Origin of the sequence: Rahnella sp. BCC 1045, from assembly GCF_019049615.1 — a bacterium.
GTDB lineage: Bacteria > Pseudomonadota > Gammaproteobacteria > Enterobacterales > Enterobacteriaceae > Rahnella > Rahnella contaminans.
On the sequence record NZ_JAFMOZ010000141.1, the window covers coordinates 25,813 to 43,456 of the forward strand.

Consider the following 17,644-nt stretch of genomic DNA (forward strand, 5'->3'; position numbering starts at 1 on the left):
AGCAACCGGCTAATCAGCCTTCGTTGTGCATCTCAAGGTTTTCCGCTTCCTGCTGACCACGCAACGCCTGAGCGTCGTCGTTGCGCAGCGCTTCGAGGTATTCCAGATAGTTCTGGTCAACATCTTTGGTGACGTATACACCGTCGAACACGGAACATTCGAATTTCTCGATGTCGGTATTGTCTTCTTTCACTGCGGCGATAAGGTCGCTCAGGTCCTGGAAGATTAACGCATCGGCACCAATGATCTGGTTGATTTCGCTGACTTCGCGACCATGGGCAATCAGTTCATTTGCGCTTGGCATATCGATGCCGTAAACGTTCGGGAAACGAATTTCCGGCGCCGCAGAGGCCAGATAAACACGTCGTGCACCGGCTTCACGCGCCATCTCAACAATTTGCTGAGAGGTGGTGCCGCGCACGATGGAGTCATCGACCAGCAGCACGTTTTTATCACGGAACTCAGCGCGGTTAGCGTTCAGTTTACGACGTACAGATTTACGGCGTTCCTGCTGGCCCGGCATGATAAAGGTACGGCCTACATAGCGGTTTTTCACAAAACCCTGACGGTACGGTTTATCCAGAATACGCGCGATTTCCAGCGCGATATCGCAGGAGGTTTCCGGGATCGGAATGACCACATCGATATCCAGATCTTCCCATTCACGGGCAATTTTTGCGCCCAGCTTTTCACCCATACGGACACGGGCGCTGTAGACGGAAATTTTGTCGATGAAGGAGTCCGGACGCGCGAAATACACATACTCGAACAGGCACGGGTTGTACTGAGGATTCTCAGCACACATGCGGGTAAACAGCTGGCCTTTCTCGGTGATGTACACCGCTTCGCCCGGCGCGACGTCACGCAGGAACTCGAAGCCCAGCGTATCAAGCGCTACGCTTTCAGATGCGACCATATACTCGTTGCGGCCATCTTCCAGCGTACGTTTACCGATAACCAGCGGACGGATACCGTGCGGGTCGCGGAACGCCAGCATACCATGGCCGATGATCATCGCCACGCAGGCATAAGCACCACGAATTTTCAGGTTCACGGCAGCCACAGCGGCGAAAATGTTGTCGGCTTCCAGCGGGTAATGCTGGAAACGGTCCAGTTCACTCGCCAGGATATTGAGCAGGATTTCAGAATCGGAAGTCGTGTTCACATGACGGCGCTGGCCTTCGAACAGGTTGCTTCTTAATTCGTGAGCATTGGTCAGGTTACCGTTGTGGGCGAGTGTGATGCCGAACGGAGAGTTGACGTAGAAAGGTTGAGCTTCTGAGGCACTGGAACTGCCAGCCGTTGGATAGCGAACATGGCCGATACCCATGTTGCCTTGTAAGCGTTGCATATGGCGGGCTTCAAAAACATCTTTCACCAGGCCATTGGCTTTCCGTAAACGGAAATTGTTATTGGCATCGATGGTGGTGATGCCAGCAGCATCCTGCCCACGGTGTTGTAGCACCGTTAACGCGTCATAAATCGACTGGTTTACCGGCATGAAACCGGCGATACCGACAATACCGCACATGTTGTCTTTTCCTCTTCAGCGCTGCCAGAACTAAATATGTTTTGGCAAGAAACTCGACGTGCTCTGCAGGTAGTCAAAGAACCACCTGATGATATAACTGAACTGTGGGATCAACTGGGATTGTTTCCAGTCGTCACTTTGCGAAAAACTGGTGAAGGTATCCAGGAAGAACAGCATCGCGGAGACGATAAGTACGCCGCGCAGTGCGCCGAAGCACACACCTAACACCCTGTCAGTGCCGGACAACCCGGTTTTTTCAACCAGTGAACTGATCACATAGTTGACAATTGCACCTACGATCAACGTCGCGATGAACAAGATGGCAATTGCGATCCCGTTTCGAACTAACTCATCTTCGAAACGCGTGAAGTAGATGGCGAGATACGGGTAATAATGACTGGCAACAAAGAAGGCGCAAGCCCAGGTAACCAGTGATAAAGCCTCGCGAACAAAGCCACGGATTAAACTGACTAAAGCAGAAAATCCGATAACCGCAATGATGACGTAATCAATCCAGACCATTAACAATTCCAGTGTCTAATCCAGTCGCGTCTACCCCGGCATCCAAATCGCTGCGAATTCTAACAGAAAAAGAAAACGTTTGCGTAGCGGAAATCAGCCGGTCAGACAAATTAATAATAGCGATTAAAAAAACCTCAACCGCAGCATAAACCTATAAAATCCCAACCCGGCGATCTTATAGAAAAAGGGCACAAATCGCTTGTGCCCTCCCTGGTATTTTTTGTGTTTTTAGTGCCTTCCGGCTTCCCCGCTCTCACGGGGAACCGCAAGATTAGTGCGCCGAATAAGCGCGCACCTGTCCGCCTAACCCGCTGAGCTGTTGCAGCTGAGGGAGTGAAGCTTCCAGTTTTTGTTTTGACGCATCCGGGCCCACATAAAGCCGCGTGATTTGTCCCTGCACCGGCGTCGCCGGAACAGAATAAGCACGGAACCCGGAAAGCCGCAGAGTCGCAACAATCTCGGTCGCTTTCGCCGCATTTTTCAATGCGCCGAGCTGCACAACATAAGACTGACCCGCCGGCGCTTTTTCTTCCGGCGCAGGCTTAGGCTGTTCCACGGCTTTCGGTTGTTCAACCGGTTTCGGCTGTTCAGCGACGACCTTCGGTTGCTCGACCGGCTTCGGCTGTTCGACCGGTTTTGGTTTCACCACCGGTTTGGCTTCCGCCAGCGGTTTAGGTTCAATCGTTTTTGGCTTCTGCTGAACAGGTTTTGCTGGCGCCGTTTGCACCGGTTTCCTCTGCTCAGGCAGCGTCGTGACCGGCGGTGCTTCGACCGTCGTATTCCCCGGCGCTACGTTGCCATGATTTGCGGCATTGGTATTGGTTGCCGCACTGTCGATGTCCTGCGCACCGTTCATAGCCTGATTTGCGCCTTCCGGCGGCTGAGCGGGCAATGACTGCGTGACAGGCGGTACAGAATCCTGTTCCTCAACATCACCCGGTTTTGGCACCAATGGAATAGACGCAAATTCGTCTTCATAATGCTTTTTCTTGCCGTCGAGTAAACCGGGCAAAATGATAACGCCCAGCGCCACCAGAATGACCGTCCCGACCAGACGATTTTGAAACTTACTTGCCACTGGTTTTCCCCGTGTCGATAGCATCCATTACGTGAGCTACGGTGTGGAACGAACCGCAGACAATCACAATATCCTGAGGAGCCGCCTCCTGCATAGCCTGTCTCCAGGCAGACTCCACATCATCAAACCGGCGCGCCTGATGCAGGTGCGAGGCCAGTTCTTCAACGCTGGCGCCACGTGGCCCTTCCAGCGGTGCGCAATACCATTCATCCACCTGAGGCGAAAGACAAGCCAGCGTACCGGCAATATCTTTGTCTTTCAACATTCCCACCACCGCACGCACTTTCCCGCCATGGCGCGGCTGTTCAGCCAGGCGTCCGGCCAGATAAGCCGCGGCGTGCGGGTTGTGCGCGACGTCAAGGATCAGGCGTGGCGATTCACTGACCGTCTGGAAACGCCCCGGCAGCGCAGCACGCTGTAAGCCGCTGCGTAACGCCTCTTCAGGAATATCCAGCGCCGAATAATGCAACGCGGCCAGTGCAGTCGCGGCATTCGGCAGCGGAACATTCGGCAGCGGCAATCCGTCCAGTATGGTGACTTCTTCGCCATCCTGCAAAGCCGCCCAGCGCCAGTTTCCGGCGTTTGCCGCGAAATTCCAGCTCTCACCCCGGCGGTATAAATCTGCATGTTTCTCTTTTGCCACATTGGCAATAGATAGCGGCATATCCGGCTCACCGACTACGGCTGGTTTGCCTGAACGGAAAATACCGGCTTTCTCGCGGCCAATGCTCTCGCGATCTGAGCCCAGCCAGTCAGTATGATCCAGCGCGATGCTGGTGACGACCGATACGTCCGCATCAACGATATTGGTCGCATCCAGACGCCCGCCCAGCCCGACTTCGAGGATAACAATATCCAGCTTCGCCTGTTTGAACAGCTGTAACGCCGACAGCGTGCCGTACTCGAAATAGGTCAGGGAAATATCGCCCCGCCCGGCTTCCAGCAGCGCAAAAGAGGCGCAGTGCGCAGACTCAGGCAACTCTGCGCCCTGAATACGGACGCGCTCGGTATAGCGGACAAGGTGCGGGGAACTGTAAACGCCCACACGGTAACCCGCGGCCATCAGAATGGCTTCCAGCGTCGCACAGGTAGTGCCTTTGCCGTTGGTTCCTGCGACGGTAAAGACGCGCGGCGCAGGTGTCAGCAAATCAAGTTTTGTCGCCACCGCTTTGACCCGGTCAAGGCCAAGCTCGATAGCCTGAGAATGGAGGTTTTCAAGATAATAAAGCCACGTGGCCAAAGGCGACGTGGCTTGAGGGATAAGTTGATTTTGCATGAGTCCCGTTCAACCTGAGTTAGGTTCACTTCGACACTACATCACCAGACTGTGATAGCAGGCAATGCCCTCTTTGTCAGAACTGACGAAGAGTAAAAGCACAGCCAGGAGGTGCCGGGCGGCATAAAACAGGTTACCGCCCGAAAACTGACCGGCTTTTACCTCGTCCGATCAGGCATCCTGATGATGGTCAGCGGCAGAACCGTTGACAGGAACATGGACGTCAACCACATTCGGCTCCGGGTGCCCGGTCAGTTTCGCCAGAACGCTGCCGAGTTTGGCGCGCATGTCCGGACGACGCACGATCATATCAATCGCGCCTTTCTCAATCAGGAATTCACTGCGCTGGAAGCCCGGCGGCAGCTTTTCACGAACTGTTTGCTCGATAACACGTGGACCGGCGAAACCGATCAGCGCTTTCGGCTCAGCGACGTTGATATCACCCAGCATTGCCAGGCTGGCAGAAACGCCACCCATGGTCGGATCAGTCAGTACAGAAATGTACGGCAGACCGCGTTCCTGCAATTTCGCCAATGCGGCGCTGGTTTTCGCCATCTGCATCAGCGACATCAGCGCTTCCTGCATGCGCGCACCGCCACTGGCAGAGAAGCATACCAGCGGGCAGTTATCTTCCATCGCCTGTTCAACGGCACGCACAAAGCGAGCCCCCACCACCGACGCCATTGAACCGCCCATGAAGGCAAATTCAAAAGAAGCTACCACGATTGGCATACCGAACAGCGTGCCTTTCATGACGATCAGGGCGTCTTTTTCGTTGGTTTCTTTCTGTGCAGCAACCAGACGATCTTTGTATTTTTTGGAATCTTTAAACTTCAGAACATCTTTAGGCTCAAGCTCGCTGCCTAATTCAACCTCACTACCCTCGTCCATGAAAGTGGACAGACGCATACGCGCGGTAAGACGCATATGGTGGTCACACTTAGGGCAAACCATGAGGTTGCGCTCAAGCTCGGCGCGGTAAAGAACCTGCCCGCAGCTGTCACATTTAGTCCAGACGCCCTCAGGAATACTTGCCTTACGGGTTTGCGAGTCAGTGCTCTTACTAAGAATTCGTTCAATCCAGCTCATCGATAACCTTTCTGTTTGAACCCGGCCGAAGCCAGTCCGCTGTTCATGCTGTAACAAGTCCCCTGAAACCTACCCAAATACGCCTGCGCACGGAGTGTCAAAAAACCTCACACACCGCATTGCAGAAGGGTTGTTCGCAGGAACAGACCATAAATTGTCGCTCATTAAACCATAACGGCCAGACACTGTGGATAAAAAACTGGTCCACCCTCTGGTTTAATGTCTTAAATTTTAAAGCGCTTGCGCAAAAAATCGCCGCAGATTAATCCTGCTGACGCTTTTCTTTCGCCGCTGCGCGTTTGTGCCGCCAGACTTCTACCACACCCGGCAGAATAGAAACCACGATGATGGCAACAATCAGTAATTTCAGATTTTCCTGAACAATTGGCAGATCGCCAAACAGGTAGCCCGCGTAGGTAAACAGCAGCACCCAAATCAGCGCACCAATCACGTTATAGGCCGCAAAGTGTCGGTAGGACATATGCCCCATACCCGCTACAAACGGCGCAAAAGTCCGGACGATTGGCACGAAGCGCGCAAGAATAATCGTTTTGCCGCCATGTTTCTCGTAAAACTTGTGCGTTTTGTCTAAATAACTGCGACGGAAAATTTTCGAATCCGGATTGCTGAACAGCCGCTCACCAAACACCCGTCCGATAGTGTAGTTCACCGCATCGCCGAGGATCGCCGCAATTGCCATCAGCAACACCATCACATGTACGTTAATGTCATTACCCGGCAATGCCGCCAGCGCGCCAGCCACAAACAGCAGCGAGTCGCCCGGTAAAAACGGCGTCACCACCAGACCCGTTTCACAAAACAGGATCAGGAACAAAATCCCGTAAACCCAGATGCCATACTGCGCAACCAGCTCCGCTAAATGCACATCAATATGAAGAATAAAATCAATAATAAAGTGGATAAAACTCATTTGATTTACCGTCCCATGTATTCTTAAAAACGTGGCGTAAAAATCACGTGTACTGTTCCCTAATCTTCCAGGAACAAGGGGCCCATATTGACCTGAGGTAATGCAAATTTCTCAGGATAATCAACAGATACCAGATACAACCCTTCCGGTTTTCCGGTCGCCGCAGCCAGATTGCGATCTTTCGCTGCCAGCAATTCTGCCATCCAGCCTACCGGCTGATTTCCTGCACCGATTTCGACCAGGCTGCCAACAATATTTCTCACCATATGATGTACAAAGGCGTTCGCCTTGATATCGACCACCACATAATTACCGTGGCGGCTGACATTCAGATGCATCACATAACGCCAGGGCGTGCGCGACTGGCACTGGGACGCACGGAACGACGTAAAATCGTTTTCCCCGAGCAATGCCTGCCCGGCGAGTTGCATTTTTTCCACATCAAGCGGCATGTGGACGTGCGTCACACCGGTATGCAAAATCGCCGAACGGTAGCGATTATTGTAAATTACGTAGCGATAACGGCGTGCCGTGGCGCTGAAGCGTGCATGAAAATCTTCAGGAACACTGGCACACCAGCGCACGGCAATATCTTTCGGCAGATGGGTATTGACGCCCATCGTCCATGCGGCATCTTTGCGCAAAACCGGCGTATCGAAATGCACCACCTGCCCGGTGGCACTGACACCCGCGTCGGTACGCCCGGCGCAGAGCACCACAATTGACGCATCCGCCACGCGGCTCAGGGCTTTTTCCAGACATTCCTGGACGCTCGCCGCGCCCTGCTGTCTCTGCCAGCCATAATATTCACTGCCGTTGTACTCAATGCCTAACGCTACGCGACCCGCAACAACCGGAGCCGCGACGTCAGCAATTACATCATCGGACATTATCAGTACCAGTATTCGTTAATCAGTTTTTCTGCGGTCTCAACCGCCATCAGGGCACCGCCGAAACGCACGTTGTCAGCCACTGACCAGAATTGCAGTAATTCAGGCACGCCGTAGTCATTGCGGATACAACCGATGCTCAGATTCGCGTTACCGGAAGCGTCGCTGACCTGTGTCGGGAAATCATCTTCTTCGCTGAGGCTGATATCATCGATACGTTCAAGTTCAGTACGCGCCTCTTCCGCAGACAGCGGACGCAAACCTTCAAGATGCACAACCTGCGCATGGCCGTAAAATACCGGTGACTGCACACAGCTGACGGAAATTGGCAGACCGTCATTTTGCAGAACTTTGCGAACCTGATCGACCAGACGACGTTCCTGAAGAACGCTGCCCTCTTCGTCACTCACCAGCGGCAACAGGTTAAACGCCAGCTGCTTAGTGAAAATACCTTCTTCTGCCGGAATACCGTTGAGCAGACGGGCGCTTTGCCCGGCCAGATCGTCCACGGCGGCTTTGCCCAGCGCGGAAACAGAGAGCAGAGAAGTGACGTGCAGGCGGGCAAGACCGGCCTGTTCGGTCAGCGGCTTGATCGCCGTCAGAAGCTGGCTAGTCAGGCTGTCAGCAACCGCCACGATATTACGGTTACGGTAATGGGACAGCGCGTCAGGGTTCACGCCCGGCACCACCAGCGGAATATCGTTTTCGAGTGAGAACAGACCGCTGCTGTCAATCACCAGACACCCCTGATTGGCGGCTTCTTCGGCATACAACGTCGAGGCTTCGGTACCGGCAACAAAGAACGCCAGCTGAACCTGGGACCAGTCAAACCCGGATGCCAGCTGCACGCGCAGGCTTTTGCCATTAAAGCGCACGGTCTGACCCGCACTGCGGTCGCTGGCCAGCGGGAAGAGCTCACCAACCGGGAACTGACGATCAGCCAATAATTCCAGTAACGCATCACCGACTGCACCCGTCGCGCCAAGCAGCGCAATATTCCAGCCATCAGACATGTTGGTATTCTCCAGAAATAAAAGTACAAAATACAAGGGGCGATGAATAATCACCGCCCTGCTTTCAAATAGTTATCGCGTCACTGTAGGCTAAAAAGCTTAAGGGCGCGTTAAGGCTTAGCCCGTAACGCTGTTAAAACCCAGTTTTTTCAGCACATCAGCAGTTGCTGCATCGTCGCAAATCACCCGCAAAGATGACCACTCGCGACGTTCTTCATAGAACTTGCGCAGCTTATCGAATTCGCCCGGTTTCCCAGCCACACGGCGCAAAGGCCGGTCATCGCGGCGCACATCATACACTAAGTGGATAAGCCGCAGCAGTTTGGCTTCGCTGAGCGCGCCACTGAGCATCACTTCGGCAAATTCCGGAGCAGGAAGTAAGGATTCCAGCGGCACGGTTTGCGGTTGTCCGATGAACTGGCTGAACGCTTCGAAAACCTGCGTGGTGCCACGTGCTTTGCCTTCCAGACTGTAACCGGCAATGTGCGCCGTCCCGATGGCGACTTTATCCAGCAGCGCCAGCGATAAATCAGGTTCCGGTTCCCAGACATCCAGCACGGCGGTCAGTTTTTTGCTGCCGTTAAGTGCTTCAAGCAGCGCGGCGTTGTCGACAACTTCACCACGGCAGGCGTTAATCAGAATACGGTCACCCGGCAGACGCGCCAGTAAATCCGCGTCGACCAGATGATGCGTGGCATAAGGGCCTGACATGTTCAGCGGAGTATGGAACGTCAGAATATCGGCTTCGGCGACCAGTTTTTCCAGCGGCCAGAATTCACCGGCATCGCCACGATCGGCGCGCGGCGGATCGCAAAGCAGCGTACGGACACCCAGCGCTTCCAGACGGGCGTTCAGGCGCGAACCCACATTACCGACGCCTATGATCCCGACCGTTTTGTCGCGCAGCTGAAAACCATCGCGCTGCGCAAGGATCAGGAGCGAAGAAAAGACATATTCCACTACCGCAATCGCATTGCAACCCGGCGCCGCCGAGAAGCCAATACCCTGCGTGGCAAGCCATGCGTCATCAACGTGATCGGTACCCGCTGTTGCGGTACCTACAAATTTCACCGGTTTTCCCGCCAGCAAACTTTCGTTCACTTTCGTCACGGACCGCACCATCAGCGCGTCAGCATCATTGAGCGCATCTTGTGGAATTGGGCGGCCAGGCACGGCCTGCACGTTCCCCAGCCGGCTAAAAAGCTCGACGGCATACGGCATATTTTCATCAACCAGGATTTTCACGTTTGTCTCCGGCAGCAAGGCCTAAGAAAGAATAGAAAATAAAGAGGACACTGATTTTGCCACGATATGAAATGAGATCCCAACCGGGTTTACCTGTCGTTACGAAAACGTTGTGGCGTGGTGCCGGAAATGTGCTGGAACATGGCAATAAACGCCGACGCCGAGCTATATCCTACATCCAGCGCAATCTCATGTACGGTTTTACCCTGCTCTAACAACGAGATGGCATGCAGAAAGCGCAACCGCTGACGCCACTGCGCAAATCCCATGCCTAACTCCTGCTGGCAGCGGCGCGAAAGCGTCCGTTCGGTGGTATAAACCTGCGTCGCCCATTGCGCCAGCGGCGTATTATCCGCCGGATTTTTTTCCAGCGCACTCAGCACCGGCGAGAGCAATTTATCTTCGGAAGTGGGCAGATAGGTATTCTGACGCGGTGCCAGACTGATTTGATCCAGCAGCACGCGACACATGCGCAGGTCCGCTTCAGTGACCGGCTCCGACATATTGCGCGAAAAGCAGTCATCAGCGATTGCATTGAAAATGGCCGTCGGCGTCAGCAAACACGGCGTGGAAGGCAGATCTTGATTCAGCGCCGGAGCGATATCAATCGCACAAAATCGCGTCGTTTTGCGGTTATAACTGGAATGCTCCACGCCGGCGGGCACCCAGATCGCAAACTCGCGTGGTGCCAGATAGCGCTTCCCCCCGACCAGCATCGCCAGAACGCCGGACTTCACGCAGATAATCTGGCTCCACGGATGTGAATGCTGAACATACTCGGAATTCCCTTCAACAATCTCGCCGCGAAACAACAGTGTCACCGGCACTTTTTCCGGCAACGGCGGATAATAGCGGGGAGACGACGAATGCTGAGATGAAGCACGTGGAGTTGGCATAAAACCCTATTGTCTGTGAGCAATACTGCAATTGTCTTAATTGCGTGAACAGTTGTCTGATTATCGTTATCTCTAACAAATAAGACAATCGTACACTTGCGTTACGATTTACTCAGAGACAATTTCCAATGAATGTACTTTTTCCGCTGCTGGCCGTGCTGATCTGGTCACTGAATGCGGTCGTCAGCAAGGCAGCCTCAGGTACGATAGACCCGGCTGCTATCTCTTTCTACCGCTGGCTTCTGGCGCTGGTGACGCTAACGCCTTTTGTCCTGCCCGGCGTTCTGCGTAACCTGCAAGCCGTCAGACAATACTGGTGGAAACTGCTGATCCTTGGCCTGCTCGGAATGGTGCTTTATCAGAGCCTGGCGTATTACGCCGCGCACAGCGTCAGCGCCCTGTTTATGGGGATCCTTAACTCCCTGATCCCGCTGCTGACCGTTCTGATTAGCTTATTTATGTTGAGCGTGGTACCGACGGTCGGTGTGGCCGTGGGCAGCATTGTTTCTCTCAGCGGATTAATCTGGCTGGTCAGTGCGGGGGATCCGGCGCAGTTGCTGCAACACGGTATCGGCACCGGTGAGCTGATGATGTTTGCCGCATCGGCGTCCTACGCGCTGTATGGCGTCCTGACCAAACGATGGGCGATCCCGCTACCGAACTGGCAGTCGTTGTATGTGCAGATAATTTTCGGCGTCTTACTGTTGCTGCCTAACTTCCTGATGGCGAAAGATGTCAGCCTGACCATACACAATATTCCGCTGGTGGTTTTCGCGGGGATCCCCGCGTCAATCATTGCGCCTTTTTTATGGATACAGGGCGTTATCCGCCTCGGCGCGAACAAAGCCTCTATTTTCATGAACCTGTCACCCATTTTCACAGCAATAATTGCGGTGTTGTTCCTGCATGAACACCTGCAAAGCTACCATCTGATCGGCGGCGGCATCACGCTGGTCGGGGTTATCCTTGCACAGCGTCTGCGTAAGCCTTTGTTTGGCCGCACATCCGGCGAACGGCACAAAGAAACGCGTTAAACCTCTCTGCCATCCCCCGTTCAGGGGGATGGCACCTTCCCCTTTTACGCTTTTGCGTACAGTAAGATGTTTTTACCCACCGTTTTCAGAAACAATATCCTCATGAATGTTCACCGGGCTGCTATTCACGGTGTCGGTTAAAACACTTTGCAGGTATGATGAGGCGCTTCTGCGCTTTGCGCCGCGCTTACTCATCAAGCGACGTTTAAATTTCCAGCGAAGGACGGTGATATGCAACCTTTGAGCGGCCCGGGCATGCCGGTTGGCGACAACAGAACACAGCCCCAGGGTCAGACCGTTCCGGTTAAACCGGGAGGCGAATTACCGCTCACACCGGCACAGCGCACCACGCTGGAAAAGCTGATTGTGAAACTGATGGCGCTGACTCCCATAAAATCTGCTGAGATCTGGGCCAACCTGCGCCACGATCTTTCGCTGCCTCATGGTGCGGAAATCACCTCGTCACAATTTCCTCAGGCGCAGACGTTGTTGCAGGGGAAACTGACTCAGGCGCAGGACAGCCACGCGACCCGCCAACTGATGTTGCAGCTGACCGAGCTGTTGCCGCAGGGCAATAATCGTCAGGCCGTCAGTGATTTTATTCGCCAGAACTTTGGTCATACTGTTCTGAGCCAGCTGACGCATCCGCAGCTTCAGCAAGTGCTGGATCTGATCCAGACACGCCAGATGAATATTCCACAACCTCAGCAGACGCCGGTCACCGATCGCCCACTGCTGCCTGCGGAACATAACAGCCTGCAACAACTGGTCACACGTCTCAGCGCGGCTACCGGTGAAGCGCCGGTCAAAGTCTGGCAGGAACTGTTCAATCTGGTGGGCGTAAAAGTCGGCGATTCGATCCCGGCTAAGCATTTTCAGCTGTTAAGCCAGTTCATGCAGGTAAAAGCGTCACTCAGCCAGCAAACCACTGCGCCGACGCTGACAACACTGCTGAGTGTACTGAAACAACCGGCCAGCACGCATGAAATACGTCAGCTCACCGAGTATGTCGAAAACCGTTTCAGCGCGACGTTATCCACGCCGCTGACGCCGGTTCAGGTCAGTGACCTGATTGGCGTACTGTTCAGCCAGCGCGTTGACCGCTCCCCGCACGCGGAAGACATCGATGACAACTTTACCACCGTCTCACGTACCGATCCGCAGCCGATCATGAATCCTTTCGTGGCCATGTTGCCGCCTTCCATGCAAGCGCTCGGCGGCAAACCGTTAGTGTTTATCGCTTTTGTGGTCGTCGTATTGCTACTGTGGGCGGTCTTTTAAGACGCTGCTCACGCACAGCCGCAATCTTCAGGGGCGGAGTCCGCCGGATAAACTCCGCGCGCTTCGCCTTTCTCGACCGGATGCCGGTCACGAGTCCAGAAATCCAGCCCGCCGATCATTTCTTTCACGCGAAACCCCAGCTTCGCCAGTTTGTACGCGCCCTGCGTAGAACCGTTACAGCCAATCCCGTCGCAATACGTCACATACACGACGTCTTTATTTAGGCCGAGGGTGCTTTCTGCCGTCATATTTTTATGCGGAAAACTGACCGCACCGGGCACATGACCGCGCGCATAATGTTCAGCAGAACGGGTATCAATAACCACAATGCCGGTCACGCCATTTTGTAAATCGGCTGCCACATCCGCGGCATCGGTATAAAAGCTCAGTTTTGACTGTAAATAGGCTGCGCTGACTTCGGGAGAAGGCGGTTCGTAAGCCAGAACATAAGACCTCTGTGACATAAAATTTTCCTCTGCAATTTACTGTGTTGAAAACAGGTCCATCATCTCTTGTTTTGGCCTTATGATTAATACCAATTTACGTCCATCAATAAGACCCATTATGACTATCCTGCCTCAACCGTCAGCACTGATTACTCTTTTTGAAAACGCGGGCGAAATGCCCGGTCTGCGCGACCGGCTTTGCACGGTTCTGCGGCAGGCCATTAATACCGGTGCGCTGGCTGTCGGGCAGCGGCTTCCTTCTTCACGAATGCTGGCTGCCGATTTAAAACTCTCACGCATTACAGTGGAAGCAGCCTATGCGCAGATTGAGGCCGAAGGGTATTTGCAGCGCCAGACCGGAAAAGGCACGTTCGTCAGCCAGTCGCTTCCCCGCCCTTCCGCACCGCGTGCGAACGGCAGCGCACCAGCGAAATTTTCCACGCTTTCAGCACGCGGCCGGAATATTGTGGCAACCGGCGGCTGCAACGACCCGCTGTTCCCCAAGGCTTTTGCAGCGGGCTCCCCGGATTTACGCGCGTTTCCCCTGAAAGTCTGGAAGCAAATCACCGCTAAACAGCTGCGCACGCACGGCGAACGTTTGCTGGGTTATGGCGATCCGCAGGGATATTCGCCCCTTCGCCAGGCGATTGCCGGTTATCTGCAACAGTCACGCGGTGTGCGGTGTTCCGCTGATCACATCATGATCACCACCAGTTCCCAGCAGGCGCTGCAACTGCTGTCGATGTTGCTGATTGATCCCAACGATACGGTCTGGCTTGAGGAACCCGGTTATCCGGGAGCGCGTAATGCGTTTACCAGCGCCGGCGCGCGACTTTGTGCAATACCAGTGGATGAACAGGGCATCAATCCTGCTGCCGACTCTCCTTCGCCGCGCCTGATCTATCTCACGCCTTCTCACCATTACCCCACGGGCGTGAGCCTGAGTCTGCCCCGCCGCCTGCATTTGCTGGATTACGCCAGACGTCACGAAAGCTGGATCATCGAGGATGATTACGATAGCGAACTACATTACGACGGACGCCCGCTTCCGGCCATGCAGGGGCTGGATAAGCATCAGCAGGTTATTTATCTGGGCACCTTCTCGAAGGTTTTATTCCCGTCGCTGCGTCTGGCTTATATCGTGCTGCCTCCCTCACTTGTCGCACCGATGGTGACGCTGCGCACCGTCAGTGACGGCCATTCTTCACAGCTCATGCAGGCGGTGACGGCTGAATTTATGCAAAGCGGCCATTTCGCCTCGCACCTGCGTCTCTCCCGTCAGCTTTATCACAGCCGCCGCGATCATCTGCTGGAGCAAATCCGGCAAAAAATTGACTGGCTGACCCCGCAGGTTGCAGCCGGAGGCTTACAGCTTGCGGCGCATTTGCCCGCAGGACAAGAGCAGCGACTCAGCGCACTGGCCGCAAAAGCGGGGGTTGAAACACCGCGGCTTTCACCGCTGTTTCTCAATCAGAGCGAACCGCATGCGCTGCATCGTGATGGCTGGCTTCTGGGCTTTTCTGCCCTCACTCCCGCTGAAATCACCTTCGCCGTTAACCGGCTGGCCGCTCTCGATACCGGCGCGATCAGCTGACTAACGGAAGCAGGGACCAGCCGGTAAGACCGCTGAAGAGCAGAAACGGGAAAGAGTAAAAGTGAAATTTCAGCCAGATCTTTCGGTCATTCGCCATGCGCAGCGCAATAAGATTAGCCAGCGATCCCATCGCCAGACCAAAGCCACCGGCGTTCACGGCGTAGGCGAGTAACGGGCCGGAAGGCAGATAGTTGATCATCAGGATTGTCGCCGGAACGTTGCTGATCACCTGAGATAAACCGATGCTCAGCAGATAATGTCCGTAATCCGGCAGCCCGTTAATACGCGCGAAGACCGGCTGTAAAACGTCTAATCCGACAATCAGGCGTACATCGATAAACATCACGATAAACACCAGGATCAGCGGCCAGTCGATCCGCAGCAGGACTTTTCGCGCCAGCAGCAGAAAACACAAAATCACCGCCAGTAAGCCGTACAGCGCCAGCCCCAGATCCACGCAGGCAATAAACACGACATACAGCACGCCGCAGCTGGCTAAAAGGCGTTTCTGAAACGGATAACCCTGATTGTTCGCCGTTTTTTTAAGGCTGCGCGACGGGAAACAAAAGCCGGTGACAATCAGCAATGCAACCAGCGTTACCAGCGCCAGCGGAGCCATTTGTCCGATAAAATGCAGGAATGACTGGCCGGATTTATTCCATAAGAGGATATTTTGCGGATTGCCAATCGGCGTGAGTAAGGATCCGGCATTCACCGCCAGCGCTTCAAAGATAATCAGCCGCGTAACCGGCAGCGACGTCAGTTTTTTCAACGTAATCGTCAGCGGGATCACGATAAACAGTGCCACATCGTTGGTCATAAACGTGGAAAGCACCGCCGCCGCCATCACCAGAAACAGTGCCAGCCGGCGTTCATTGTCGATGGCATTGATCATCTTGCGGCCAACAAAATCAAAGTAGCCGCTGACTTCCACGCCTTTGGTCAGCATCAGCAGGCCGAGCAAGGTGATGATGGTGTCCCAGTCCACGAACAGCGGAAACTGCATGATTTTCTCAGTCTGGAACAGCGTCAGGGCGACGCCCAGCAACACCAGAAGATGCAAGAATCTGTCGCGTAGAAAGGGTTTAAAAACTGTGCTGAAAGCCGTTATAAGCATGGTTTTTCTTAATTAAAAAGCCGGTTATCCGATGCGCTGACGTTACCCGAAGAAATTAATCGCTGCCACTCCAAAAATGATTTCCCCGAGGCATCGCGCAAATAAAAAACCGGCGCTGCAAATATTGCAGCGCCGGAAGAGAATTCGGCTTAAAAAGCCCGAATTCAGCTCAGGGCTGAAGCCGTTTTCAGCGCCTTTTTCTGATGCTGCCAGCGCACGATATCAATCAGCAGGAATATCAGCAGGCTGCCGCCCATGACCGGCAAGGAAATTGCTAAACCCAGAGTGACCAGCGCTATCGGGCATTGCAAGGCAAAAGGCACCCGTTTCCAGGTTTGCAACAAGGTGATGGCCGGGCTGCTGCTGCCGACGTCGCCCTGACGGCGCAGCCACCACAACCGGTATCCCCAGGCAATCATCGTGCAAAGCCCGGTGCCAAAAGCAACCAGAATGACCTGATTCCAGATGCCAAACAGGATGCCCATGTGAGCATCAACGCCCCAGCGCGTGAGTTTCGCCAGCAGAGGGAAGTCCGCAAAACGCACGTGGTCGGTAATCTGTAATGAAACCGGATCGACCGAAACCGCATCAACCTGTGTCGGCCAGCTGCGGTCAACTTCCGTCACCGTCCACGCTTTATCGGCAGTATAAGCCGGGCGGATTTCTATCCGGTGCGCCTCAATACCTGACGCCCTTGCCGCCTGAACAACGCCATCGAAAGTGAGTGCGGAAACCGCCACGGCAGCCGGTAAGGCGGGCATCTTGTCTCCTGACATATTCATGCCAGGCATATCCGGCATCTCATCCATATGCGCATGATGCTCTGCATGTTCATTTGCAGGAGCAGCCACTGACTCAGGAGATAAACTGGTTTTGACCGCCGGTGTCATCCAGCCCATATAGGCACGCAAGACACCAATATTGTCCCCTGCCCACTGCGACCACGTCAGCCCCGTTGCGGAAAAGAACAACAGTCCTGCCAGCAGAATCACGCCCAGCGTGCTGTGCCAGTGGCGGCTGCGCTGCTGCTTTTCAATTTTTTCGCTCAGTTTGCGTGACGTACGGAGTTTTCGGCGTCCGGTGAACCAGAGCGCGACACCGCCCAGCGCGGCTACCCATAACCATGAGGCGGCCAGTTCACTGTACACGCGGCCAATATCGCCCAGTAACAGCCCGCGATGTAGATCATCCAGCCAGGTGCGGAATGGCAGAATCCCGCTGGTTCCGTAAACTGTCATGTCGCCTTTTACCGCCAGCGTCACCGGGTCGATGAATATTGCCCGGCTTTTGGATGCGCCCAGTTGCGGATCAGAAAACATCACCCGCGTGGTATCTCCGCGTTCCGGCGCGGGTCTGACGGCATAAATTTTTGGATTTATCTCTGCCACTTTTGTCGCCGATGCTATCTGACGTGAAAGCGGCTGTGATGCGCCCTGTGAATCGGTGAATAGCGCGTCCGCATACAGGTAATTTTCGAGCTGCGGCGTCAGCACATACAGCGTGCCGGTCAGTGCAGCAACGAAAATAAACGGCCCGACAAACAGACCAATATAAAAATGCAGACGCCGCAACAGGGCGAGAAACGCGGTTTGCGCAGACAGTTTTTCCCCTGCGTTTGCACGCAGGTTTGCAGGCTGGTTCATAAATCTGATTTCCTGAATTTCAAATAGCACATCGCTAACGCCGAAAAATCGTCGTTAA

Annotated in this window: 16 protein-coding genes; 3 read left to right on the plus strand and 13 right to left on the minus strand. The window is 54.3% G+C overall.

Going from position 1 to position 17,644, the window contains the following annotated elements:
* Positions 1-13: 13 nt before the first annotated feature.
* From purF to J1782_RS21665, 10 genes are all read right to left on the minus strand, one after another.
* Positions 14-1,531, minus strand: coding sequence for an amidophosphoribosyltransferase (purF, locus tag J1782_RS21620; protein ID WP_152324391.1), 1,518 nt, complete (start codon positions 1,529-1,531; stop codon positions 14-16).
* Between the two features lie 30 nt (positions 1,532-1,561).
* Positions 1,562-2,053, minus strand: a complete 492-nt coding sequence (gene cvpA, locus J1782_RS21625; protein WP_104921249.1) for a colicin V production protein — start codon at positions 2,051-2,053, stop codon at positions 1,562-1,564.
* 271 nt (positions 2,054-2,324) lie between these two features.
* Entirely contained in the window at positions 2,325-3,131 is an 807-nt protein-coding gene (gene dedD, locus J1782_RS21630) for a cell division protein DedD (protein WP_152324392.1), read from the minus strand.
* Positions 3,121-4,407: a bifunctional tetrahydrofolate synthase/dihydrofolate synthase gene (gene folC / locus J1782_RS21635; RefSeq protein ID WP_152324393.1), complete on the minus strand. Its 1,287-nt coding sequence runs from the start codon at positions 4,405-4,407 to the stop codon at positions 3,121-3,123. The genes dedD and folC overlap by 11 nt, the downstream gene beginning before the upstream one ends.
* A 171-nt stretch (positions 4,408-4,578) precedes the next feature.
* Positions 4,579-5,496 (minus strand): acetyl-CoA carboxylase, carboxyltransferase subunit beta, encoded by a 918-nt coding sequence (gene accD, locus J1782_RS21640; RefSeq protein ID WP_152324394.1) that lies wholly within the window; start codon positions 5,494-5,496, stop codon positions 4,579-4,581.
* A gap of 262 nt (positions 5,497-5,758) precedes the next feature.
* Entirely contained in the window at positions 5,759-6,427 is a 669-nt protein-coding gene (locus J1782_RS21645) for a DedA family protein (protein ID WP_152324395.1), read from the minus strand.
* A gap of 59 nt (positions 6,428-6,486) precedes the next feature.
* On the minus strand, positions 6,487-7,317 hold the full coding sequence (gene truA / locus J1782_RS21650) for a tRNA pseudouridine(38-40) synthase TruA (protein WP_208950889.1): 831 nt from the start codon (positions 7,315-7,317) through the stop codon (positions 6,487-6,489).
* Between the two features lie 2 nt (positions 7,318-7,319).
* Positions 7,320-8,330 carry an aspartate-semialdehyde dehydrogenase gene (locus tag J1782_RS21655; RefSeq protein ID WP_165058317.1) on the minus strand — a complete coding sequence of 337 codons (1,011 nt, stop codon included), beginning with the start codon at positions 8,328-8,330 and terminating at the stop codon, positions 7,320-7,322.
* Positions 8,331-8,447: 117 nt separating this feature from the next.
* Positions 8,448-9,575, minus strand: coding sequence for a 4-phosphoerythronate dehydrogenase PdxB (gene pdxB / locus J1782_RS21660; RefSeq protein ID WP_152324398.1), 1,128 nt, complete (start codon positions 9,573-9,575; stop codon positions 8,448-8,450).
* An 89-nt stretch (positions 9,576-9,664) separates the two neighbouring features.
* Positions 9,665-10,471 carry a helix-turn-helix domain-containing protein gene (locus J1782_RS21665; protein ID WP_152324399.1) on the minus strand — a complete coding sequence of 269 codons (807 nt, stop codon included), beginning with the start codon at positions 10,469-10,471 and terminating at the stop codon, positions 9,665-9,667.
* Between the two features lie 128 nt (positions 10,472-10,599).
* Here J1782_RS21665 and J1782_RS21670 point away from each other — a divergent pair, with 128 nt between their 5' ends.
* Positions 10,600-11,505 (plus strand): DMT family transporter, encoded by a 906-nt coding sequence (locus J1782_RS21670; RefSeq protein ID WP_165058321.1) that lies wholly within the window; start codon positions 10,600-10,602, stop codon positions 11,503-11,505.
* A 231-nt stretch (positions 11,506-11,736) separates the two neighbouring features.
* Entirely contained in the window at positions 11,737-12,786 is a 1,050-nt protein-coding gene (gene flk, locus J1782_RS21675) for a flagella biosynthesis regulator Flk (protein ID WP_217153883.1), read from the plus strand.
* 8 nt (positions 12,787-12,794) lie between these two features.
* Here the strand turns inward: flk and J1782_RS21680 are convergent, their stop codons facing one another.
* Positions 12,795-13,250, minus strand: coding sequence for a rhodanese-like domain-containing protein (locus J1782_RS21680; protein WP_217153884.1), 456 nt, complete (start codon positions 13,248-13,250; stop codon positions 12,795-12,797).
* Between the two features lie 100 nt (positions 13,251-13,350).
* Between J1782_RS21680 and J1782_RS21685 the strand changes: the two genes are divergently transcribed.
* Positions 13,351-14,826, plus strand: coding sequence for a PLP-dependent aminotransferase family protein (locus J1782_RS21685; RefSeq protein WP_254303136.1), 1,476 nt, complete (start codon positions 13,351-13,353; stop codon positions 14,824-14,826).
* Here the strand turns inward: J1782_RS21685 and J1782_RS21690 are convergent.
* A complete protein-coding gene (locus J1782_RS21690) occupies positions 14,819-15,943 on the minus strand; it encodes an SLC13 family permease (protein ID WP_217153886.1) in 1,125 nt (374 codons plus the stop codon). The genes J1782_RS21685 and J1782_RS21690 overlap by 8 nt on opposite strands.
* 164 nt (positions 15,944-16,107) lie before the next feature.
* Positions 16,108-17,586, minus strand: a complete 1,479-nt coding sequence (locus tag J1782_RS21695; protein WP_217153887.1) for a PepSY domain-containing protein — start codon at positions 17,584-17,586, stop codon at positions 16,108-16,110.
* Between the last annotated feature and the right edge of the window lie 58 nt (positions 17,587-17,644).